Source organism: Bacillus sp. AFS012607 (assembly GCF_002558005.1).
In the GTDB taxonomy this organism is placed as follows: Bacteria; Bacillota; Bacilli; order Bacillales; family Bacillaceae_G; genus Bacillus_A; species Bacillus_A thuringiensis_S.
The window spans coordinates 29293-48515 of record NZ_NTVM01000021.1 but is presented as its reverse complement, the minus strand read 5'-3'; the positions used below and the strand labels follow the sequence as shown (position 1 = coordinate 48515).

Genomic DNA, 19223 nt, shown 5'->3' with positions numbered 1-19223 from the left:
ATATTTAAAAAAAAGGGCCATGACCAGTTTCTTGAAAAGAACTGTCCTGCCCTTTTAATTATCATTATACTAACTCGATAATTACCATTGGTGCTGCGTCTCCGCGACGTGGACCAATTTTTGCAATACGAGTGTATCCGCCTTGGCGCTCAGCATAGCGTGGAGCTACATCAGCGAATAATTTTTGAAGTGCATCTTGACCAGTCTCAGCGTTAGCTACTTCATTGCGAATGAAAGCTGCTGCTTGACGACGAGCATGAAGATCTCCGCGTTTACCTAAAGTGATCATTTTTTCCACTACAGAACGAAGTTCTTTTGCACGAGTTTCTGTCGTTTGGATGCGCTCGTTGATAATTAAATCAGTAGCTAAGTCACGTAACATAGCTTTACGTTGCGCACTTGTACGGCCTAATTTTCTGTATGCCATTCGTAGTTCCCTCCTTTGTTCATGGGTTTAAATCCTCAGTCGTCTTTACGTAAACCTAAACCTAATTCCTCAAGTTTATGTTTAACTTCTTCTAAGGATTTACGTCCTAAGTTACGAACTTTCATCATATCTTCTTCTGTTTTGTTCGCAAGCTCTTGTACAGTATTAATTCCTGCACGTTTTAGGCAATTATAAGAACGAACAGAAAGGTCTAGTTCTTCGATAGTCATCTCAAGAACTTTCTCTTTTTGATCTTCTTCCTTCTCGACCATAATCTCAGCATTTTGTGCTTCATCAGTTAAACCAACAAAGATATTTAAATGCTCAGTTAAGATTTTGGCACCTAAAGAGATAGCTTCTTTTGGCCCGATGCTTCCATCCGTCCATACATCAAGCGTAAGCTTATCATAATTAGCCACTTGTCCGACACGTGTCTTTTCCACTTGGTAAGTCACACGTGATACTGGAGTATAAATAGAATCAATAGGAATTACTCCTATTGGTTGATCTTCGCTTTTATTTGCATCAGCTGGCGTATACCCACGGCCACGCTTTGCAGTTAAACGCACGCGGAAATGCGCATCTTTTGCTAACGTTGCAATGTGTAAATCTGGATTTAAGATTTCTACATCACTATCGTGAGTAATATCAGCAGCTGTGACAATACCTTCGCCCTGCACATCAATTTCCAACGTCTTCTCTTCTTCAGAGTAGATTTTAAGAGCTAACTTTTTCAAGTTTAAGATGATCGTCGTAACGTCTTCTACTACGCCCTCAACTGTTGAAAATTCATGTAATACGCCATCGATTTGGATAGCAGTAACAGCGGCACCAGGGAGTGAGGATAAAAGAATACGACGTAAGGAGTTACCCAAAGTAGTACCATATCCACGCTCAAGCGGTTCAATTACGAATTTACCATATTTAGCATCTTCGTTAAGTTCAACCGTTTCGATTTTCGGCTTTTCGATTTCAATCATTAACTAAACCCTCCTTCAAAACGTCGAAACCCCGGTTAAACAAAGGTATAACCCCTGTCTAACCGAAAGTCCCCCTTAGGCAGTTCCCGATTGTGCACAACAAGCGATGTTTCTGTACGAAATTTCTCGATAATGCATCATATCCATTATAGACAAAAGGGAAAATTCTATACAGAAAAATTACACACGACGACGTTTTGGCGGACGACATCCATTATGAGGAACTGGAGTAACATCTCTAATTGCTGTTACTTCTAGACCTGCAGCTTGAAGAGCACGAATTGCAGCTTCACGACCAGCACCAGGACCTTTAACAGTAACCTCTAAAGTTTTTAAACCGTGCTCCATTGCAACTTTAGCAGCAGCTTCAGCAGCCATTTGCGCAGCGAATGGAGTAGATTTACGAGATCCACGGAAACCAAGTGCACCAGCACTAGACCAAGAAAGTGCGTTACCGTGAGTATCTGTAAGTGTTACGATTGTGTTGTTGAAAGTAGAACGAATATGAGCTATACCAGCTTCGATATTCTTTTTCACACGTTTTTTACGAGTGTTTGTTTTACGTGCCATTGTTAGTTCAACCTCCTTTACTTATTATTTCTTTTTATTTGCTACTGTACGACGTGGACCTTTACGTGTACGAGCATTGTTTTTAGAATTTTGACCACGAACTGGTAAACCACGACGGTGACGAAGACCACGGTAAGAACCGATCTCCATTAGACGTTTAATGTTAAGAGATACTTCACGACGAAGGTCTCCCTCAACTTTAATACGATCGATAACATCACGGATACGTCCTAATTCGTCTTCCGTTAAATCACGAACTCGTGTTTCTGAAGAAATACCAGCTTCAGTAAGAATTTTTTCAGCAGTTGTGCGACCAATGCCGAATACGTAAGTTAAAGAAATAACAACGCGTTTGTCTCGAGGAATATCTACACCTGCGATACGTGCCATTCTGAATGCACCTCCTTCTGATTAACCTTGTTTTTGTTTATGTTTAGGGTTTTCACAAATAACCATTACTTTTCCACGTCTACGAATAACTTTACATTTTTCGCAGATTGGTTTAACTGACGGTCTTACTTTCATGTCTCGAACCTCCTTAAAGATTACGGAGTGCTATATTATTTAAAACGGTACGTAATACGACCACGATTTAAATCGTACGGAGATAATTCTACCGTAACTTTGTCTCCTGGTAAAATACGAATGAAGTTCATACGGATTTTACCAGAAACGTGAGCCAATACGACATGCCCATTCTCTAATTCTACTTTGAACATAGCATTTGGCAACGTTTCAAGAACGGTACCTTCGACTTCAATTACATCATCTTTAGCCATTCAATAGTTCTCCCTTCTTCAAATCAGTAACATTTTACACTGCTCTGAAATCCCGGAGAGCCAGCTACTTATAAAGTGGTAAGGATTTCGTATCCTGCTTCTGTAAGAGCAATCGTGTGCTCAAAATGGGCACACCATTTACCATCTACCGTTACCACTGTCCAGTCATCAGATAGTGTTTTTACATATCGTCTTCCTTGATTCACCATCGGCTCAACACAGATGACCATTCCCGGCTTTAATCTAGGGCCTCTATTTGGTGGACCATAGTGCGGGATTTGAGGGTCCTCATGTAAGTCTTGCCCGATTCCGTGACCAACATACTCCCTAACGATCGAGAATCCATTCTCTTCAGCATGGGTTTGAACCGCATGTGAGATATTTGATAATCTCTCGCCTGGTTTTACTTGTTCTAGACCAAGATACAACGATTTTTCTGTGACATCAAGTAGCTTTTGAACAGATTCAGAAATGTTTCCAACTGGATACGTCCATGCAGAATCTCCATGGTACCCATTGTATTTCGCACCAATATCGATACTGATGATATCGCCCTCTTTGAGCTTGCGCTTTCCTGGAATTCCGTGTACAAGCTCTTCATTTACAGAAGCACATATGCTCCCCGGAAATCCGTTGTATCCTTTAAAAGATGGCGTAGCACCATATTTTTGAATCGTCTTTTCCGCTATTTGATCGAGCTCTTTCGTTGTAATTCCTGGAGTAATGTGCTGTTTCAACTCTTGATGAGTTAAAGCAACGATTCTGCCAGCTTCTCGCATGATTTCTATCTCGCGAGGAGTTTTGCAGATGATCATTACGCTAAGCCTCCGATGAGAACATCGATATCAGCAAATACTTTATTGATATCTTGCTCACCATTAATGCTTTTTAAGTAACCAAGCTCGTCGTAGAAATCAAGCAAAGGTTTTGTTTGCTTAATATTTACATCTAAACGATTTGCTACAGTTTCTTCATTGTCATCAGAGCGTTGGTATAATTCGCCACCACATTTATCGCACACATCAGCTTTTGCTGGTGGATTGAATTCTAAGTGGTAAGTCGCACCGCACTCTTTACAAATGCGACGGCCTGTAAGGCGTTTTAATAACAACCCTGAATCCACATTAATGTTTAAAACATAGTCGATTTTTTTGCCAAGATCTTTCATAATCTCTTCAAGAGCTGATGCTTGTGCAACAGTTCGTGGGAAACCGTCTAGTAAGAAACCTCTTACGCAGTCTTCTTGACTTAAACGTTCACGAACAATTCCGATTGTAACTTCATCTGGAACAAGTGCACCTTTATCAATAAAAGATTTTGCTTGTAGACCCATTTCAGTTTCAGCCTTCATAGCTGCACGGAACATATCTCCTGTTGAAATGTGAGGGATGTTATACTTGGCTACAATCTGTTCGGCTTGTGTACCTTTACCAGCACCAGGAAGCCCCATTAAAATTAAGTTCATCCTTGTTCCCCCTCAGTACATGAGCATGTAGGGAAGATAGTTCTTCCCACTTACTCACTGCTTGATAAACCCTTTGTAATGGCGTTTTACCAGTTGGCTTTCTAGCTGCTTCATTGTTTCTAAAGCAACGCCGACAACGATTAACATACTCGTTCCACCAATCTGTGCAGATGGAGGAAGATTTCCCAATTTCGTAAAAATAACTGGTAAGATTGCAATCGCTGCTAGGAAAATTGATCCTACAAAGGTCAAACGATACAAGATTTTTGTTAGATATTGTTCTGTATTCTTACCCGGACGAATACCTGGAACATATCCACCTTGCTTGTTTAGATTCTCTGACATTTGCTCTGGATTAACCTGAACAAATGCATAGAAATATGTGAAGGCTACAATGAGCGCAACATATATGATCATTCCCACTGGGTGAGAATAGTTAAAGTTTGCAATAATCCACTGCGATACATCATGTTTCGGGAAGAACTGTGCAATAGTTGGAGGCGTAATTAAGAATGAAACAGCAAAAATGACTGGAATAACACCCGCACTATTTACCTTAAGCGGTAAATGTGTGTTTTGTGCTCCAGCATGATTCCCATTCCCTCCTGTTACACGCTTCGCGTATTGAATTGGGATCTTTCTAACAGCTTGTTGAATGAAAATAACACCAACAATAACTGCTAGCACAGCTAGTAAAATCAATGCAACTTTAACGATACTCATGAACAATTGATCTCCGATATTTTGAAACTGTTGTTGATACACTTGAGATATAACACTTGGGATCGCTGCAGCAATACCGCCAAAGATAAGGATGGAAATACCATTACCTACACCTTTAGCTGTAATCTGTTCGCCTAACCACATTAAAAATGCAGTACCAGCAGTCAGTACCGTAGCAATGTATAAATAAGTGCTCCAACCAGGATTCAAAATTAATTGCCCACCTACCATACCGTTAAAACCGATTGACATACCAAACCCCTGAATAAACGCAAGAACAATTGTAAAGTAACGCGTGAATTGCGTTAGTTTACGACGGCCCATTTCACCTTGCTTCGACCATTCCGAAAATTTAGGAACAACATCCATCTGCAATAATTGCACGATGATGGATGCTGTAATATACGGCATGATTCCCATCGCGAAGATGGAGAAGTTTTTCAAGGCGCCACCGCCAAATGTATTTAGGATGCCTAAAGCATTTAATTGGTCTTGTGCTTTCAGTACGTCTCCATTTGTAAATGGCACTGGGATAAACGTGCCAATCCTGAATACGATTAACATCGCTAAAGTGAATAATATTTTACGTCTTATCTCAGCAACGCGCATAAAGTTGGAGATTGTACGAAACATTAGATCACCTCAACTGATCCGCCAGCTGCTTCAATTGCTTCTTTAGCACTTGAAGAGAACTTGTGCGCTTTAACAGTTAGTTTTTTCTCTACTGCTCCGCTTGCAAGAATTTTAACACCGTCGTTTAACTTGCTGATAACGCCAGTTTCCAGCAATAATTCAGGTGTTACTTCTGTACCATCTTCAAAACGATTTAACGTTGATAAGTTTACAATAGTAAACTCTTTACGGTTAATGTTTGTGAAGCCGCGTTTTGGTAAACGACGGAATAATGGAGTTTGACCACCTTCGAAGCCAAGACGAACACCGCCACCAGAACGTGCGTTTTGTCCTTTATGACCTTTACCAGCAGTTTTACCGTTACCAGAACCGATACCACGACCGACACGGTTACGTACTTTACGAGAACCTTCTGCAGGTTTTAATTCATGAAGTTTCATTCCCAGGCACCTCCTTATATTAATGAGTTATCCTTAAGCTTCTTTTACAGTTAAAAGGTGAGAAACTTTGTTGATCATACCAAGAATAGCAGGAGTTTCTTCCTTAACTACAGTTGAATTCAACTTTTTAAGACCTAAAGCTTCTACCGTCGCACGTTGATCTTGTGGACGACCAATTACACTACGAGTGAGGGTAATTTCTAACTTTTTCGCCATTTGTTTTCCCTCCTTAACCTAGTAGCTCTTCTACAGATTTACCGCGTAATTTTGCAACATCTTCAGCGCGCTTAAGTTCGCTTAATCCGTTCACAGTAGCGCGAATCATGTTGATTGGTGTGTTAGAACCAAGAGATTTCGAAAGAATATCTTGTACACCAGCTAATTCAAGAACCGCACGAACAGGTCCACCAGCAATAACACCAGTACCCTCAGCAGCAGGTTTTAAGAATACTTCACCAGCTCCAAAGTGACCGTTGATTGTGTGTGGAATTGTTGTACCAACTAATGGTACAGCGATTAAATTTTTCTTAGCGTCTTCGATAGCTTTGCGAATTGCGTCTGGTACCTCTTGTGCTTTACCAGTACCGAATCCAACATGACCGTTTTTATCGCCAACTACAACTAGTGCAGCAAAGCGGAAACGACGACCACCCTTAACAACTTTCGCGACACGATTTATCGTAACTACACGTTCTTCAAGTTCTAATTTACTTGGGTCAATGCGATGCATCAATTTTCCCTCCTTTGACCATTAAAATTGTAATCCAGCCTCACGAGCAGCTTCAGCTAGAGCTTTAACACGGCCATGGTATAAGTAACCACCGCGATCGAATACTACTTCTTTAACGCCTTTCTCTACAGCACGCTTAGCAACTGATTCTCCAACTTTCGTAGCAGCTTCAGTATTGCTAGTACCGTTAAGAGCAAGGTCTTTATCAAGAGTAGATGCACTTACTAACGTTACACCATTCACATCATCAATAACTTGAGCGTAAATATGTTGGTTAGAACGGAACACGTTTAAACGTGGACGCTCTGCAGTACCAGTAAGTTTAGCACGTACACGTGCATGTCTTTTCTTACGAGTCGCATTTTTATCAGCTTTAGTGATCATTTTCTTGTCACTCCTTTCTCTCACCTAACGGGTTTACTTAGCAGTTTTACCTTCTTTACGACGAACAACTTCGCCTTCGTAACGAATACCTTTACCTTTGTAAGGCTCAGGAGCACGTACAGCACGGATGTTAGCAGCAAATTCGCCAACACGTTGCTTGTCGATACCTTTAATTACGATTTTAGTTGGTGCAGGTACTTCAACTTCAAGACCTGCTTCCGGAGTCATTTCTACTGGATGAGAATAACCTACGCTTAAAACAAGTTTATCTCCTTGTTTTTGAGCACGGTAACCAACACCGACTAATTCAAGTCCGCGTGCGAAACCTGCAGTTACACCTTCAACCATGTTTCCGATTAAAGCACGAGTTGTACCGTGTAATGCACGGTGTTCCTTCTGTTCAGATGGACGCTCAACTGTTAGTGTATTTTCTTCAATTTTGATAGACATATCAGCATTGAATTTACGAGTTAATTCACCTTTAGGGCCTTTTACTGTTACAGTATTGTCTTCTGCAATTGTAATAGTAACACCTGCAGGGATTTCAAGAATCTTTTTACCAATACGAGACATGTGGTCACACCTCCGTTCGTTTTAAATATATATTACCAAACGTATGCTACTACTTCTCCACCAGTTTGTAATTGACGAGCGTCTTTGTCTGTCATTACTCCCTTAGATGTAGAAACAAGAGCGATACCTAATCCGTTAAGTACACGTGGTACTTCGTCAGCTTTAGCGTAAACGCGTAAGCCAGGTTTACTGATACGTTTTAATCCAGTGATTACACGTTCATTGTTTGCACCATATTTCAGGAAAATACGAAGGATACCTTGTTTGTTATCCTCGATGTATTCTACATCACGAATGAAACCTTCACGTTTTAAAAGTTCAGCGATCTCTTTTTTGATTTTAGAAGCAGGAACCTCTAATTTCTCATGACGTACCATGTTCGCATTACGGATGCGAGTAAGCATGTCTGCAATTGGATCTGTCATCACCATGTGTTTTACCTCCTTCCCATTTGTGGGTTTTACCAACTAGCTTTTTTAACACCAGGAATTTGACCTTTATATGCAAGTTCACGGAAACAAATACGGCAAAGTTTAAATTTGCGGTATACAGAATGCGGACGACCGCAGCGTTCGCAACGTGTATACTCTTGTACTTTAAACTTAGGAGTACGCTTTTGTTTCGCTATCATAGATTTTTTAGCCACGTTTTCGCCTCCTCTACTTAGCGTTGGCTTCCATTATTTTTGGAATGGCATACCGAATTGTGTTAAAAGTTCACGAGCTTCTTCATCAGTTTTCGCTGTAGTAACGATTACGATGTCCATACCGCGTACTTTGCTTACTTTATCATAATCAATCTCAGGGAAGATAAGTTGCTCTTTAACACCTAATGTGTAGTTCCCACGACCATCGAATGATTTCTTAGAAACACCACGGAAATCACGTACACGTGGTAAAGAAACCGATACTAATTTGTCGAAGAACTCATACATTTGCTCGCCGCGTAAAGTTACTTTCGCACCGATTGGCATACCTTCACGAAGACGGAAACCAGCGATTGATTTTTTAGCACGAGTTACAACAGGTTTTTGACCTGCAATTTGTGTTAATTCTTCTACTGCATTGTCTAAAGCTTTTGAGTTAGATACCGCGTCACCAACACCAGTGTTGATTACGATCTTTTCGATTTTCGGTACTTCCATCACAGATTTATAGTTAAACTTGCTCACTAGAGCAGGAGTAATTTCCTTTTGGAACTTCTCTTTAAGGCGATTCAATGAAGTGACCTCCTTTCTTAAGAAAATTATTTATCTAATAATTCACCAGATTTTTTTGCAATACGAACTTTTTTACCATCTTCTACTTTGAAGCCTACGCGAGTAGGTTCACCTGTTTTCGGATCTAAAATCATAACGTTAGAAACGTGAATAGGTGCTTCTTTAGTAATAATTCCACCTTGTGGATTTAATTGAGATGGCTTAGAGTGTTTTTTAACGATGTTAACACCCTCAACGATAACACGGTTTTGCTTTGGGAAAGCCACAAGGATAACGCCTTGTTTTCCTTTGTCTTTACCAGTGATTACCTGTACTTTATCACCTTTTTTTACATGCATCTTAATTCTGCACCTCCTTAGCAAGGCAATACCTTAAATTATAGAACTTCTGGAGCTAAAGAAACGATCTTCATGAAGTTGCTATCACGTAATTCACGAGCTACTGGTCCGAAGATACGAGTACCACGTGGGCTCTTATCGTCTTTAATGATAACCGCTGCGTTTTCATCAAATTTGATGTAAGAACCGTCCGGACGACGAGCTCCGCTCTTCGTACGTACTACTACTGCTTTAACAACGTCACCTTTTTTAACAACGCCACCTGGTGTTGCTTGTTTTACCGTAGCAACGATAATGTCACCAATGTTAGCATATTTACGACCAGAGCCGCCTAATACTTTAATTGTTAAAAGTTCACGTGCACCAGAGTTGTCAGCAACTTTCAAACGAGATTCTTGTTGGATCATGTTATGAAACCTCCCTTCGGACTAAAAATTCCGATTCGTCTATTTAGATAATAACCGCTTCTTCAACGATTTCAACTAAACGGAAACGCTTAGTAGCAGAAAGCGGGCGAGTTTCCATGATTTTAACGATATCGCCAAGTTTCGCTTGGTTTTGCTCATCATGGGCTTTGTACTTCTTAGAATACTTAACACGTTTTCCGTACAAGGAATGAGTTTTGTAAGTTTCAACTAAAACTGTAATCGTTTTGTCCATTTTGTCAGACACTACACGACCAGTATAAACTTTGCGTTGGTTACGTTCGCTCACTATGCAAACCTCCCCTCAATTTATCGATTAATTCCGATCTCTCTTTCACGAACTACAGTTTTCATACGAGCAATTGCTTTACGCACTTCACGAATGCGAGTTGGATTCTCTAATTGTCCTGTAGCAAGTTGGAAGCGAAGATTAAACAACTCTTCCTTTAAAGCTTTAACTTTTGTTTCGATTTCGGCAGTGGTTAATTCACGAATATCATTAGTTTTCATTAGATTCACCACCATTTTCTTCACGTTTTACGAATTTACATTTCACAGGTAACTTGTGAGCTGCAAGACGTAATGCTTCGCGTGCTACCTCTTCAGATACACCCGCGATTTCGAACATAATTTTCCCAGGTTTTACTACTGCTACCCAGCCTTCTGGTGCCCCTTTACCGGAACCCATACGTACTTCTAGAGGTTTTGCAGTGTAAGGTTTAGAAGGGAAAATTTTAATCCATACTTTACCGCCACGTTTCATGTAACGAGTCATTGCACGACGAGCAGCTTCGATTTGACGGTTTGTAATCCATGAAGCAGCTTGTGCTTGTAAACCGAATTCACCGAAAGCAATTTCAGTTCCACCTTTAGCACGACCACGCATTTTACCACGATGCTCTCTACGATATTTTACGCGTTTTGGCATTAACATATTATTTTCCTCCTTCCTCAGAAGCTTTCTTTTTTGTAGGAAGGACTTCTCCACGGTAGATCCATACTTTTACGCCTAATTTACCGTATGTTGTATCAGCTTCAACTGCTGCATAGTCAATATCAGCGCGAAGTGTATGAAGTGGAACAGTTCCTTCACTGTAAGATTCTGCACGAGCGATATCAGCTCCGCCAAGACGACCAGAAACCTGTGTTTTAATACCTTTAGCACCTGCACGCATAGCACGTTGAATAACTTGCTTTTGTGCACGACGGAATGATACACGGTTTTCTAATTGACGAGCGATGTTTTCGCCTACTAATTTAGCGTTAAGATCAGCTCTCTTAACTTCTAAAATGTTGATGTGTACACGCTTGCCTGTTAATTGGTTAAGAGCTTTACGAAGTGCTTCAACTTCAGTACCACCTTTACCAATTACCATACCAGGTTTTGCAGTGTGAATTGTAACATTTACACGATTTGCTGCACGTTCGATTTCTACTTTAGCAACAGCAGAATCTTTTAAGCGTACATTAATGTACTCACGGATTTTGATGTCTTCATGTAATAATGTAGCGTAATCTTTCTCAGCGAACCAACGAGATTCCCAGTCACGGATAACACCGACACGAAGACCAATTGGATTAACCTTTTGACCCATCGATTATCCCTCCTTCTTTTCTGATACCACAACTGTGATGTGGCTTGTGCGTTTGTTAATTTGGCTTGCACGACCCATTGCACGTGGACGGAAACGTTTCAACGTTGGACCTTCGTCAACGAAGACTTTTTCAACAACTAGGTTGTTAATATCCATCTCATAATTGTGCTCTGCATTTGCGATTGCAGATTTTAAAACTTTTTCTACAACTGGAGAAGCAGTTTTTGGTGTGTGGTTAAGGATAGCAATCGCTTCACCCACTTGCTTACCTCGGATTAAGTCTACTACTAAACGAACTTTACGAGGAGCAATACGAACTGTTCTCGCTACTGCTTTAGCTTGCATTGAAGTGCCTCCTCTCATTATCTTCTAGTTTTCTTATCGTCAGCAAGGTGACCTTTATACGTACGAGTTGGTGCGAATTCACCTAACTTATGGCCAACCATATCCTCAGTGATGTACACAGGTACGTGTTTACGACCATCATATACAGCGATTGTGTGTCCGATGAACTGAGGGAAGATTGTTGAACGGCGAGACCAAGTTTTAACAACTTGTTTTTGCTCAGATGCAACTAATTTTTCCATTTTGCTCATTAAGTGATCATCGACAAATGGTCCTTTTTTTAAGCTACGAGCCATTTTGGTGCCTCCCTTCGTGATTGGCGTACGGTTCTAGAAATGAACCGTACTACAATCCCATTATTTTTTACGACGACGAACGATAAATTTGTCAGACGCTTTGTTTTTCTTACGAGTCTTGAATCCAAGAGTTGGTTTACCCCATGGAGACATTGGAGACTTACGTCCGATTGGAGAACGACCTTCACCACCACCGTGTGGGTGATCAACCGGGTTCATTACAGAACCACGAACTGTTGGGCGTTTACCTAACCAGCGAGAGCGACCTGCTTTACCGATTTTGATAAGTTCATGTTGTTCGTTACCTACTTGACCGATTGAAGCGCGACAAGCAGATAATACAAGACGTACTTCACCAGAAGTTAAACGTACAAGTACGTATTTACCTTCTTTACCAAGTACTTGAGCAGATGTACCAGCAGAACGAACTAATTGTCCGCCACGACCAGGCTTAAGCTCGATGTTATGAACAACAGTACCTACTGGAATGTTGATTAATGGTAATGCGTTACCGATTTTGATGTCAGCTTCTGGGCCAGACATAACTTCCATACCTACTTCTAATGATTTAGGAGCAAGAATGTAACGTTTTTCACCGTCAACGTAGTTAATTAATGCGATATTCGCAGAGCGGTTTGGATCGTATTCGATCGTAGCAACGCGTCCTGGAATTCCATCTTTGTTACGCTTAAAGTCGATGATACGGTATTGACGCTTATGTCCGCCACCTTGATGACGTACAGTAATTTTACCTTGATTATTACGACCAGCCTTCTTGCTTAAAGGAGCAAGTAAAGACTTTTCGGGTCTGTCAGTCGTGATTTCAGCGAAATCATTCGTAGTCATATTACGACGACCGTTAGTAGTTGGATTATACTTTTTAATTCCCATCTCAATTTCCCTCCTTCTTTAGTAAGAATTAAACGCCTTGGAAGATTTCGATTTCTTTGCTGTCAGCAGTTAGCTTAACGATTGCTTTACGACGACGGCTAGTAAAACCAGCGTGACGACCAACGCGTTTTGCTTTCGGCTTGTAGTTCATGATGTTCACTTTTTCTACTTTAACACCAAAGATCGCTTCAAGAGCATCTTTAACTTCTGTTTTATTAGATTTAACGTCCACATCGAACGTGTATTTTTTTTCAGCCATCATTTCCATAGAACGTTCAGTGATAACTGGGCGCTTAATGATATCACGAGGATCTCTCATTATGCAAGCACCTCCTCTACTTTTTCCACTGCCGCTTTTGTCATGATTAGCTTATCATGATGAAGCACGTCTAAAACGTTTACGCCATCAGCAGTGATTACTGTTACTCCAGGGATATTGCGAGCAGATAACTCTACAGATTCGTTTGCATCAGCAGTTACGATAAGAGCTTTCTTCTCAACAGTTAATCCTTTAAGTACTGCTAGCATGTCTTTTGTTTTTGGTGCATTTAATACTAGGTCTTCAAGAACTACAATGTTGTTCTCAACTACTTTAGTAGCTAATGCAGATTTAATTGCTAAACGACGAACCTTCTTAGGAAGTTTGTACGCATAGCTTCTTGGTGTAGGTCCGAATACCGTACCACCACCACGCCATTGAGGAGAACGGATAGACCCTTGACGAGCACGTCCAGTTCCTTTTTGACGCCATGGTTTACGACCACCACCGCGAACTTCAGAACGAGTTTTTACTTTGTGTGTACCTTGACGTAAAGATGCACGTTGCATCATTACAGCTTCGAAAAGTACAGCTTCATTTGGTTCGATACCGAAAATAGCTTCAGCTAATTCGATTTCACCAACCTGTGAACCAGTTTGGTTATATACAGTAACTTTTGGCATTGGAATTCCTCCTTCCTATTGTGAATTATTTGCTAACCTTCACAGCGCCTTGAACAACTACAAGAGATTTCTTAGCACCTGGAACGTTACCTTTTACTAGTAATAAGTTGCGCTCAGTGTCAACTTGAACGATTTCTAAGTTTTGGATAGTAACTTGGTCTCCACCCATACGTCCAGCAAGTTTTTTGCCTTTGAATACACGGTTCGGAGCAACTGGGCCCATTGAACCTGGACGACGGTGATAGCGAGAACCATGAGACATAGGTCCGCGAGATTGTCCGTGGCGTTTGATAACACCTTGGAAACCTTTACCTTTAGAAATTCCTGTTACGTCAACGATTTCACCTGCAGCGAAAACTTCAACTTTTACCTCTTGACCAACCTCTAATCCGTCCACGTCTGCATCGCGGATTTCGCGAATGAAGCGCTTAGGAGTTGTAGATGCTTTAGCAGTGTGGCCTTGTTCAGGTTTGTTAGTTAACTTTTCACGTTTATCTTCAAATCCTAACTGGATTGCATTGTAGCCATCAGTTTCAGTTGTTTTCTTTTGAAGAACAACGTTTGGATTAGCAGCGATAACTGTTACTGGGATTAACTCACCGTTCTCAGCAAATACTTGAGTCATACCGATCTTTCTTCCTAAGATTCCTTTGGTCATGAGTTACACCTCCTACATTTTTAAGTTATATAATTTATAGTTTAATTTCGATATCTACACCAGACGGTAAGTCTAAACGCATTAATGAATCTACTGTTTGTGGAGTAGGACTCACGATATCGATTAAACGTTTGTGTGTGCGCATTTCGAATTGCTCACGAGAATCTTTGTACTTATGAACAGCACGAAGAATTGTGTAAATAGTCTTCTCAGTTGGTAATGGGATCGGACCAGAAACTGTTGCCCCAGAACGCTTAGCTGTTTCTACAATTTTCTCAGCTGATTGATCAAGAATACGGTGATCATAAGCTTTTAAACGGATACGAATTTTTTCTTTTGCCATTATTTTCCCTCCTTCGTTCGCCTATTTCTAAAATAGACCTTCTCCATGGAAATTTCCCCACACCATGCCATGGCAAAGCGGCCGGGTGTGTCAGCAACCTTCCACTTCATCGCAGTCAAAGACCAACATTGTCTATTATACAATGTTATTAGTCTAGATGCAAGCATCTTTTTGTTTGCATCTGCTTTTCTCTACTTTTGCTATTATACATGGCACTTTAAAGAATTTCAAGTTTTCATCTACTAGAATTCATTTTACAGTTTTTGGGTTTCGTTTTAATGTTTTTATATACTATAGAAGAAACTCGTCAAAACATAAAGATATCATCCAATTCATTATATAAACACAAACAAAACCCCCCAAGGGAAATCCCTTGGGGGGTTTTTATATCAGTTAAGATTACTCAACGATAGTAGCAACTACACCGTAACCTACTGTACGTCCACCTTCACGAATAGAGAATTTAGTTCCCTCTTCGATAGCGATTGGAGCGATAAGTTCGATAGTCATTTCGATGTTGTCACCAGGCATTACCATTTCAGTACCTTCTGGTAATTGGATGATACCAGTTACGTCAGTTGTACGGAAGTAGAACTGAGGACGGTAGTTAGCGAAGAATGGAGTGTGACGTCCACCTTCTTCTTTAGATAATACGAAAACTTCAGCTTTGAATTTAGCGTGTGCTTTTACAGAGCCAGTTTTAGCAAGAACTTGTCCACGTTGGATGTCTTCACGAGCAACCCCACGAAGAAGAGCACCGATGTTGTCTCCAGCTTGAGCTTGGTCAAGAAGTTTACGGAACATTTCTACACCAGTTACAGTTGTAGAAGCATTCTCTTCAGCAAGACCGATGATTTCTACTACGTCACCAACTTTAACGATTCCGCGCTCTACACGACCAGTTGCAACTGTACCACGACCTGTGATAGAGAATACATCCTCGATAGGCATTAAGAATGGTTTGTCAGTTTCACGTTCTGGAGTTGGGATGTAAGCATCAACTTCAGTCATTAATTCAATGATTTTTGCTTCCCAATCAGCTTCTCCTTGAAGAGCTTTAAGAGCAGAACCTTTGATTACAGGAATGTCGTCGCCTGGGAATCCGTATTCAGATAATAGGTCACGAACTTCCATTTCTACTAATTCTAATAATTCTTCGTCGTCAACCATGTCGCATTTGTTTAAGAATACAACGATGTAAGGAACACCTACTTGACGAGAAAGAAGGATGTGCTCACGTGTTTGAGGCATTGGGCCATCAGCAGCAGATACTACTAAGATACCGCCGTCCATTTGAGCAGCACCAGTGATCATGTTTTTAACATAGTCAGCGTGACCTGGGCAGTCAACGTGTGCATAGTGACGAGTTTCAGTTTCGTACTCAACGTGTGCAGTTGAGATTGTGATTCCGCGCTCTCTTTCTTCTGGAGCAGCGTCGATTTGATCGTATCCGCGTGCTTCAGCACCACCAGCTTTTGCAAGAACTGTAGTGATCGCAGCAGTTAATGTAGTTTTACCATGGTCAACGTGGCCGATTGTACCGATGTTAACATGGGGTTTAGAACGTTCGAATTTAGCTTTAGCCATTCTAAATTCCTCCTTAGTTTATATAGGTTATTTTATATTTAGACTAGAAAGCGAAACTTACGTCCCACTTTCTAAGCTTACATAAGTAGTTATACTCGAACAATTGATAAAAATCAATTATTCGCCTTTATTTTTTTTAATAATTTCTTCTGAAACAGACTTCGGTACTTCTTCATAATGATCAAATGTCATTGAGAATGTTCCGCGTCCTTGAGTGTTAGAACGTAATGCTGTCGCATAACCGAACATTTCAGAAAGCGGAACCATAGCGCGAACAACTTGTGCGTTACCGCGAGCTTCCATACCTTCTACACGTCCACGACGAGATGTTACGTCACCCATGATGTCTCCCATGTATTCTTCAGGGATTACAACTTCAACTTTCATCATTGGCTCAAGAATTACTGGGTTACATTTAGAAACCGCAGCTTTAAGTGCCATAGATGCAGCGATTTTGAACGCCATCTCAGATGAATCGACATCATGGTAAGAACCGTCAACTAATGCTGCTTTAATGTCAACTAGTGGGTAACCAGCTAGTACACCATTTTTAAGTGAGTCTTCAAGACCCGCTCCAACAGCTGGGATGTATTCACGTGGAACTACACCGCCGACGATTTTGTTTTCGAATTCAAATCCTTTACCTTCTTCGTTAGGTGCAAACTCAATCCAAACGTGACCGAATTGTCCACGTCCACCAGATTGACGAGCAAACTTACCTTCAACTTTCGCAGCAGCGCGGAAAGTTTCACGGTATGCTACCTGAGGAGCACCAACGTTTGCTTCGACTTTGAATTCACGGCGCATACGGTCAACGATGATATCAAGGTGAAGTTCACCCATACCAGCGATGATAGTTTGGCCAGTTTCTTGGTCAGTGTGAGCACGGAATGTTGGATCTTCTTCAGAAAGCTTAGATAATGCTGTACCCATTTTATCTTGGTCAGCTTTAGATTTTGGTTCGATAGCTACAGAGATAACTGGCTCTGGGAATTCCATAGACTCAAGGATAACAAGACTCTTCTCGTCACAAAGAGTATCACCAGTAGTAGTATCTTTTAAACCTACAGCAGCAGCGATATCACCAGCGTAAACTGTTGAAATCTCTTCACGGCTGTTAGCGTGCATTTGTAGGATACGTCCTACACGCTCACGCTTACCTTTAGTTGAGTTTTTCACGTATGATCCAGAGTTTAACACACCAGAGTACACACGGAAGAACGTTAACTTACCAACATAAGGGTCAGTCATGATTTTGAATGCTAGAGCTGCGAATGGTTCTTCATCGCTAGACTTACGTTCTACTTCTTCATCTGTATCCGGAAGAGTACCTTTAATAGCAGGTACATCTAATGGAGATGGTAGGTAGTCGATAACTGCGTCTAACAGGATTTGAACACCTTTGTTTTTGAATGCAGAACCACAGATTACTGGGAAGAATTCTACAGAAGTTGTAGCCTTACGGATACCAGCTTTAAGCTCTTCTACAGTGATTTCTTCACCTTCTAGGTACTTCATCATCATTTCTTCATCAAGCTCAGCTACCGCTTCAATAAGCTTTCCACGGTATTCTTCAGCTAGTTCTTTGTGCTCTTCAGGAATTTCGACACGCTCGATGTCTGTTCCTAAATCGTTACCGTACATGTAAGCACACTCTTCAACAAGATCAATGATACCATTGAACTCATCTTCAGCACCGATTGGTAACTGAATTGGATGTGCGTTTGCTTGTAAACGATCGTGGATTGTTCCTACAGAGTATAAGAAATCTGCACCGATCTTATCCATTTTGTTAACGAATACGATACGAGGTACACCGTAAGTAGTAGCCTGACGCCAAACAGTTTCTGTTTGTGGTTCTACACCAGATTGTGCATCAAGTACTGCTACCGCACCATCAAGTACGCGTAAAGAACGTTCTACTTCTACTGTGAAGTCTACGTGTCCTGGAGTATCAATGATGTTTACACGGTGACCTTTCCATTGAGCTGTAGTTGCAGCAGAAGTAATTGTGATACCACGCTCTTGCTCTTGCTCCATCCAGTCCATCTGAGATGCACCTTCATGAGTTTCACCGATTTTATGAATACGTCCTGTGTAATACAGAATACGCTCAGTTGCTGTTGTTTTACCAGCATCGATGTGAGCCATGATACCAATATTACGAGTGTTTTCTAAAGAGAACTCTCTTGTCATTTGGTGTCTTGCTCCTTCCATATATGGATTGGATTTTTTATTTTAAGTAGCAAAAAAGCCACTTTATATTGTTACATATGCCAGTGTCCAGTACCCTCATTATGTAAAACGAGCGCCCAACGAAAGGGAGAGGCATTCTCCCTCTCCACACTTCCATAAGCGACAAATAAAGCGGTTTATGCTTACATTTATTTTACGTTGAATCCTACCAACGGTAATGAGCAAATGCTTTGTTAGCTTCTGCCATTTTATGAGTGTCTTCACGTTTCTTAACAGATGCACCAGCGTTGTTAGCTGCATCTAAGATTTCGTAAGCTAGACGCTCTTCCATAGTTTTTTCACCACGAAGACGAGCATAGTTTACTAACCAGCGAAGACCTAAAGTTGTACGGCGTTCTGGACGAACCTCAACTGGAACTTGGTAGTTAGCACCACCAACACGACGAGCGCGTACTTCAAGAACAGGCATGATGTTCTTAAGAGCTTGCTCGAATACTTCCATTGGTTCTTTATCTGAACGTTCACGAACGATATCGAAAGCGTTATAAAGAATTGTTTGAGATTTACCTTTTTTACCGTCAACCATCATTTTGTTGATAAGGCGTGTTACTAGCTTAGAATTGTACATTGGATCTGGTAACACGTCACGTTTCGCAACAGGTCCTTTACGAGGCATATTGAGTT

At 40.9% G+C, this 19223-nt stretch carries 33 protein-coding genes; all 33 read right to left on the bottom strand.

All coding sequences use genetic code 11. The features are described from left to right. Window positions 1-64: 64 nt before the first annotated feature. The 33 genes from rplQ to rpsG all read right to left on the bottom strand — a co-directional run bounded on the left by rplQ (window position 65) and on the right by rpsG (window position 19215). Window positions 65-427, bottom strand: a complete 363-nt coding sequence (gene rplQ / locus CN409_RS23185; RefSeq protein ID WP_000331490.1) for a 50S ribosomal protein L17 — start codon at window positions 425-427, stop codon at window positions 65-67. A 35-nt stretch (window positions 428-462) separates the two neighbouring features. Continuing rightward, window positions 463-1407: a DNA-directed RNA polymerase subunit alpha gene (locus CN409_RS23180; protein ID WP_000569643.1), complete on the bottom strand. Its 945-nt coding sequence runs from the start codon at window positions 1405-1407 to the stop codon at window positions 463-465. A gap of 180 nt (window positions 1408-1587) precedes the next feature. After that, complete coding sequence (gene rpsK / locus CN409_RS23175; protein WP_000101797.1) at window positions 1588-1977, bottom strand: 30S ribosomal protein S11; 390 nt, start codon at window positions 1975-1977, stop codon at window positions 1588-1590. A gap of 24 nt (window positions 1978-2001) precedes the next feature. Beyond that, complete coding sequence (gene rpsM / locus CN409_RS23170; protein ID WP_000090792.1) at window positions 2002-2367, bottom strand: 30S ribosomal protein S13; 366 nt, start codon at window positions 2365-2367, stop codon at window positions 2002-2004. A 21-nt stretch (window positions 2368-2388) separates the two neighbouring features. Further along, a complete protein-coding gene (rpmJ, locus tag CN409_RS23165; RefSeq protein WP_000868344.1) occupies window positions 2389-2502 on the bottom strand; it encodes a 50S ribosomal protein L36 in 114 nt (37 codons plus the stop codon). A 35-nt stretch (window positions 2503-2537) separates the two neighbouring features. After that, a complete protein-coding gene (gene infA / locus CN409_RS23160) occupies window positions 2538-2756 on the bottom strand; it encodes a translation initiation factor IF-1 (RefSeq protein ID WP_001029884.1) in 219 nt (72 codons plus the stop codon). Between the two features lie 68 nt (window positions 2757-2824). Continuing rightward, on the bottom strand, window positions 2825-3571 hold the full coding sequence (gene map / locus CN409_RS23155) for a type I methionyl aminopeptidase (RefSeq protein ID WP_000582539.1): 747 nt from the start codon (window positions 3569-3571) through the stop codon (window positions 2825-2827). Next, on the bottom strand, window positions 3571-4221 hold the full coding sequence (locus CN409_RS23150) for an adenylate kinase (RefSeq protein ID WP_001048995.1): 651 nt from the start codon (window positions 4219-4221) through the stop codon (window positions 3571-3573). Before CN409_RS23150 ends, map begins: the two co-directional genes overlap by 1 nt. 54 nt (window positions 4222-4275) lie before the next feature. Further along, window positions 4276-5577, bottom strand: coding sequence for a preprotein translocase subunit SecY (gene secY, locus CN409_RS23145; RefSeq protein ID WP_000490118.1), 1302 nt, complete (start codon window positions 5575-5577; stop codon window positions 4276-4278). Beyond that, the gene (gene rplO / locus CN409_RS23140; protein WP_000766083.1) at window positions 5577-6017 is read right to left on the bottom strand and encodes a 50S ribosomal protein L15; all 441 of its coding nucleotides are present in this window, start codon (window positions 6015-6017) and stop codon (window positions 5577-5579) included. The genes secY and rplO overlap by 1 nt, the downstream gene beginning before the upstream one ends. 33 nt (window positions 6018-6050) lie before the next feature. Then, complete coding sequence (gene rpmD / locus CN409_RS23135) at window positions 6051-6233, bottom strand: 50S ribosomal protein L30 (RefSeq protein WP_001085233.1); 183 nt, start codon at window positions 6231-6233, stop codon at window positions 6051-6053. Window positions 6234-6246: 13 nt separating this feature from the next. Continuing rightward, the gene (gene rpsE, locus CN409_RS23130) at window positions 6247-6747 is read right to left on the bottom strand and encodes a 30S ribosomal protein S5 (protein WP_000554646.1); all 501 of its coding nucleotides are present in this window, start codon (window positions 6745-6747) and stop codon (window positions 6247-6249) included. A gap of 21 nt (window positions 6748-6768) precedes the next feature. Next, entirely contained in the window at window positions 6769-7131 is a 363-nt protein-coding gene (gene rplR / locus CN409_RS23125) for a 50S ribosomal protein L18 (RefSeq protein ID WP_000628818.1), read from the bottom strand. Window positions 7132-7164: 33 nt separating this feature from the next. Continuing rightward, window positions 7165-7704 (bottom strand): 50S ribosomal protein L6, encoded by a 540-nt coding sequence (gene rplF, locus CN409_RS23120; RefSeq protein ID WP_000086551.1) that lies wholly within the window; start codon window positions 7702-7704, stop codon window positions 7165-7167. A 32-nt stretch (window positions 7705-7736) separates the two neighbouring features. After that, window positions 7737-8135 (bottom strand): 30S ribosomal protein S8, encoded by a 399-nt coding sequence (gene rpsH, locus CN409_RS23115; RefSeq protein ID WP_000245511.1) that lies wholly within the window; start codon window positions 8133-8135, stop codon window positions 7737-7739. Window positions 8136-8164: 29 nt separating this feature from the next. After that, window positions 8165-8350, bottom strand: a complete 186-nt coding sequence (gene rpsN, locus CN409_RS23110; protein ID WP_001085700.1) for a 30S ribosomal protein S14 — start codon at window positions 8348-8350, stop codon at window positions 8165-8167. A 33-nt stretch (window positions 8351-8383) separates the two neighbouring features. Continuing rightward, a complete protein-coding gene (rplE, locus tag CN409_RS23105) occupies window positions 8384-8923 on the bottom strand; it encodes a 50S ribosomal protein L5 (protein ID WP_001080829.1) in 540 nt (179 codons plus the stop codon). Between the two features lie 26 nt (window positions 8924-8949). Next, window positions 8950-9261: a 50S ribosomal protein L24 gene (gene rplX, locus CN409_RS23100; RefSeq protein WP_000558200.1), complete on the bottom strand. Its 312-nt coding sequence runs from the start codon at window positions 9259-9261 to the stop codon at window positions 8950-8952. Between the two features lie 38 nt (window positions 9262-9299). Further along, window positions 9300-9668, bottom strand: coding sequence for a 50S ribosomal protein L14 (gene rplN / locus CN409_RS23095; protein WP_000615912.1), 369 nt, complete (start codon window positions 9666-9668; stop codon window positions 9300-9302). Between the two features lie 43 nt (window positions 9669-9711). Next, on the bottom strand, window positions 9712-9975 hold the full coding sequence (gene rpsQ, locus CN409_RS23090; protein ID WP_000004106.1) for a 30S ribosomal protein S17: 264 nt from the start codon (window positions 9973-9975) through the stop codon (window positions 9712-9714). A 20-nt stretch (window positions 9976-9995) separates the two neighbouring features. Then, the gene (rpmC, locus tag CN409_RS23085) at window positions 9996-10196 is read right to left on the bottom strand and encodes a 50S ribosomal protein L29 (RefSeq protein WP_000855718.1); all 201 of its coding nucleotides are present in this window, start codon (window positions 10194-10196) and stop codon (window positions 9996-9998) included. Further along, complete coding sequence (gene rplP / locus CN409_RS23080; RefSeq protein ID WP_000928969.1) at window positions 10186-10620, bottom strand: 50S ribosomal protein L16; 435 nt, start codon at window positions 10618-10620, stop codon at window positions 10186-10188. The genes rpmC and rplP overlap by 11 nt, the downstream gene beginning before the upstream one ends. A gap of 1 nt (window position 10621) precedes the next feature. Continuing rightward, window positions 10622-11281 carry a 30S ribosomal protein S3 gene (rpsC, locus tag CN409_RS23075; RefSeq protein ID WP_000529956.1) on the bottom strand — a complete coding sequence of 220 codons (660 nt, stop codon included), beginning with the start codon at window positions 11279-11281 and terminating at the stop codon, window positions 10622-10624. Window positions 11282-11284: 3 nt separating this feature from the next. Beyond that, the gene (rplV, locus tag CN409_RS23070; protein WP_001148024.1) at window positions 11285-11626 is read right to left on the bottom strand and encodes a 50S ribosomal protein L22; all 342 of its coding nucleotides are present in this window, start codon (window positions 11624-11626) and stop codon (window positions 11285-11287) included. Window positions 11627-11643: 17 nt separating this feature from the next. Next, on the bottom strand, window positions 11644-11922 hold the full coding sequence (gene rpsS, locus CN409_RS23065; RefSeq protein ID WP_000124454.1) for a 30S ribosomal protein S19: 279 nt from the start codon (window positions 11920-11922) through the stop codon (window positions 11644-11646). A 60-nt stretch (window positions 11923-11982) separates the two neighbouring features. Continuing rightward, on the bottom strand, window positions 11983-12813 hold the full coding sequence (gene rplB / locus CN409_RS23060; RefSeq protein ID WP_000511583.1) for a 50S ribosomal protein L2: 831 nt from the start codon (window positions 12811-12813) through the stop codon (window positions 11983-11985). A gap of 28 nt (window positions 12814-12841) precedes the next feature. Then, complete coding sequence (rplW, locus tag CN409_RS23055; RefSeq protein WP_001205558.1) at window positions 12842-13132, bottom strand: 50S ribosomal protein L23; 291 nt, start codon at window positions 13130-13132, stop codon at window positions 12842-12844. Beyond that, window positions 13132-13755, bottom strand: coding sequence for a 50S ribosomal protein L4 (gene rplD / locus CN409_RS23050; protein ID WP_001127258.1), 624 nt, complete (start codon window positions 13753-13755; stop codon window positions 13132-13134). The genes rplW and rplD overlap by 1 nt, the downstream gene beginning before the upstream one ends. A 25-nt stretch (window positions 13756-13780) precedes the next feature. Beyond that, entirely contained in the window at window positions 13781-14413 is a 633-nt protein-coding gene (gene rplC, locus CN409_RS23045; protein WP_000160209.1) for a 50S ribosomal protein L3, read from the bottom strand. Window positions 14414-14447: 34 nt separating this feature from the next. Then, the gene (gene rpsJ, locus CN409_RS23040; protein ID WP_001040595.1) at window positions 14448-14756 is read right to left on the bottom strand and encodes a 30S ribosomal protein S10; all 309 of its coding nucleotides are present in this window, start codon (window positions 14754-14756) and stop codon (window positions 14448-14450) included. A 399-nt stretch (window positions 14757-15155) separates the two neighbouring features. Beyond that, window positions 15156-16343, bottom strand: a complete 1188-nt coding sequence (gene tuf / locus CN409_RS23030; RefSeq protein WP_001029617.1) for an elongation factor Tu — start codon at window positions 16341-16343, stop codon at window positions 15156-15158. 117 nt (window positions 16344-16460) lie between these two features. Beyond that, window positions 16461-18539 carry an elongation factor G gene (gene fusA / locus CN409_RS23025; RefSeq protein WP_000196384.1) on the bottom strand — a complete coding sequence of 693 codons (2079 nt, stop codon included), beginning with the start codon at window positions 18537-18539 and terminating at the stop codon, window positions 16461-16463. 205 nt (window positions 18540-18744) lie between these two features. After that, entirely contained in the window at window positions 18745-19215 is a 471-nt protein-coding gene (gene rpsG, locus CN409_RS23020) for a 30S ribosomal protein S7 (protein ID WP_001137492.1), read from the bottom strand. Between the last annotated feature and the right edge of the window lie 8 nt (window positions 19216-19223).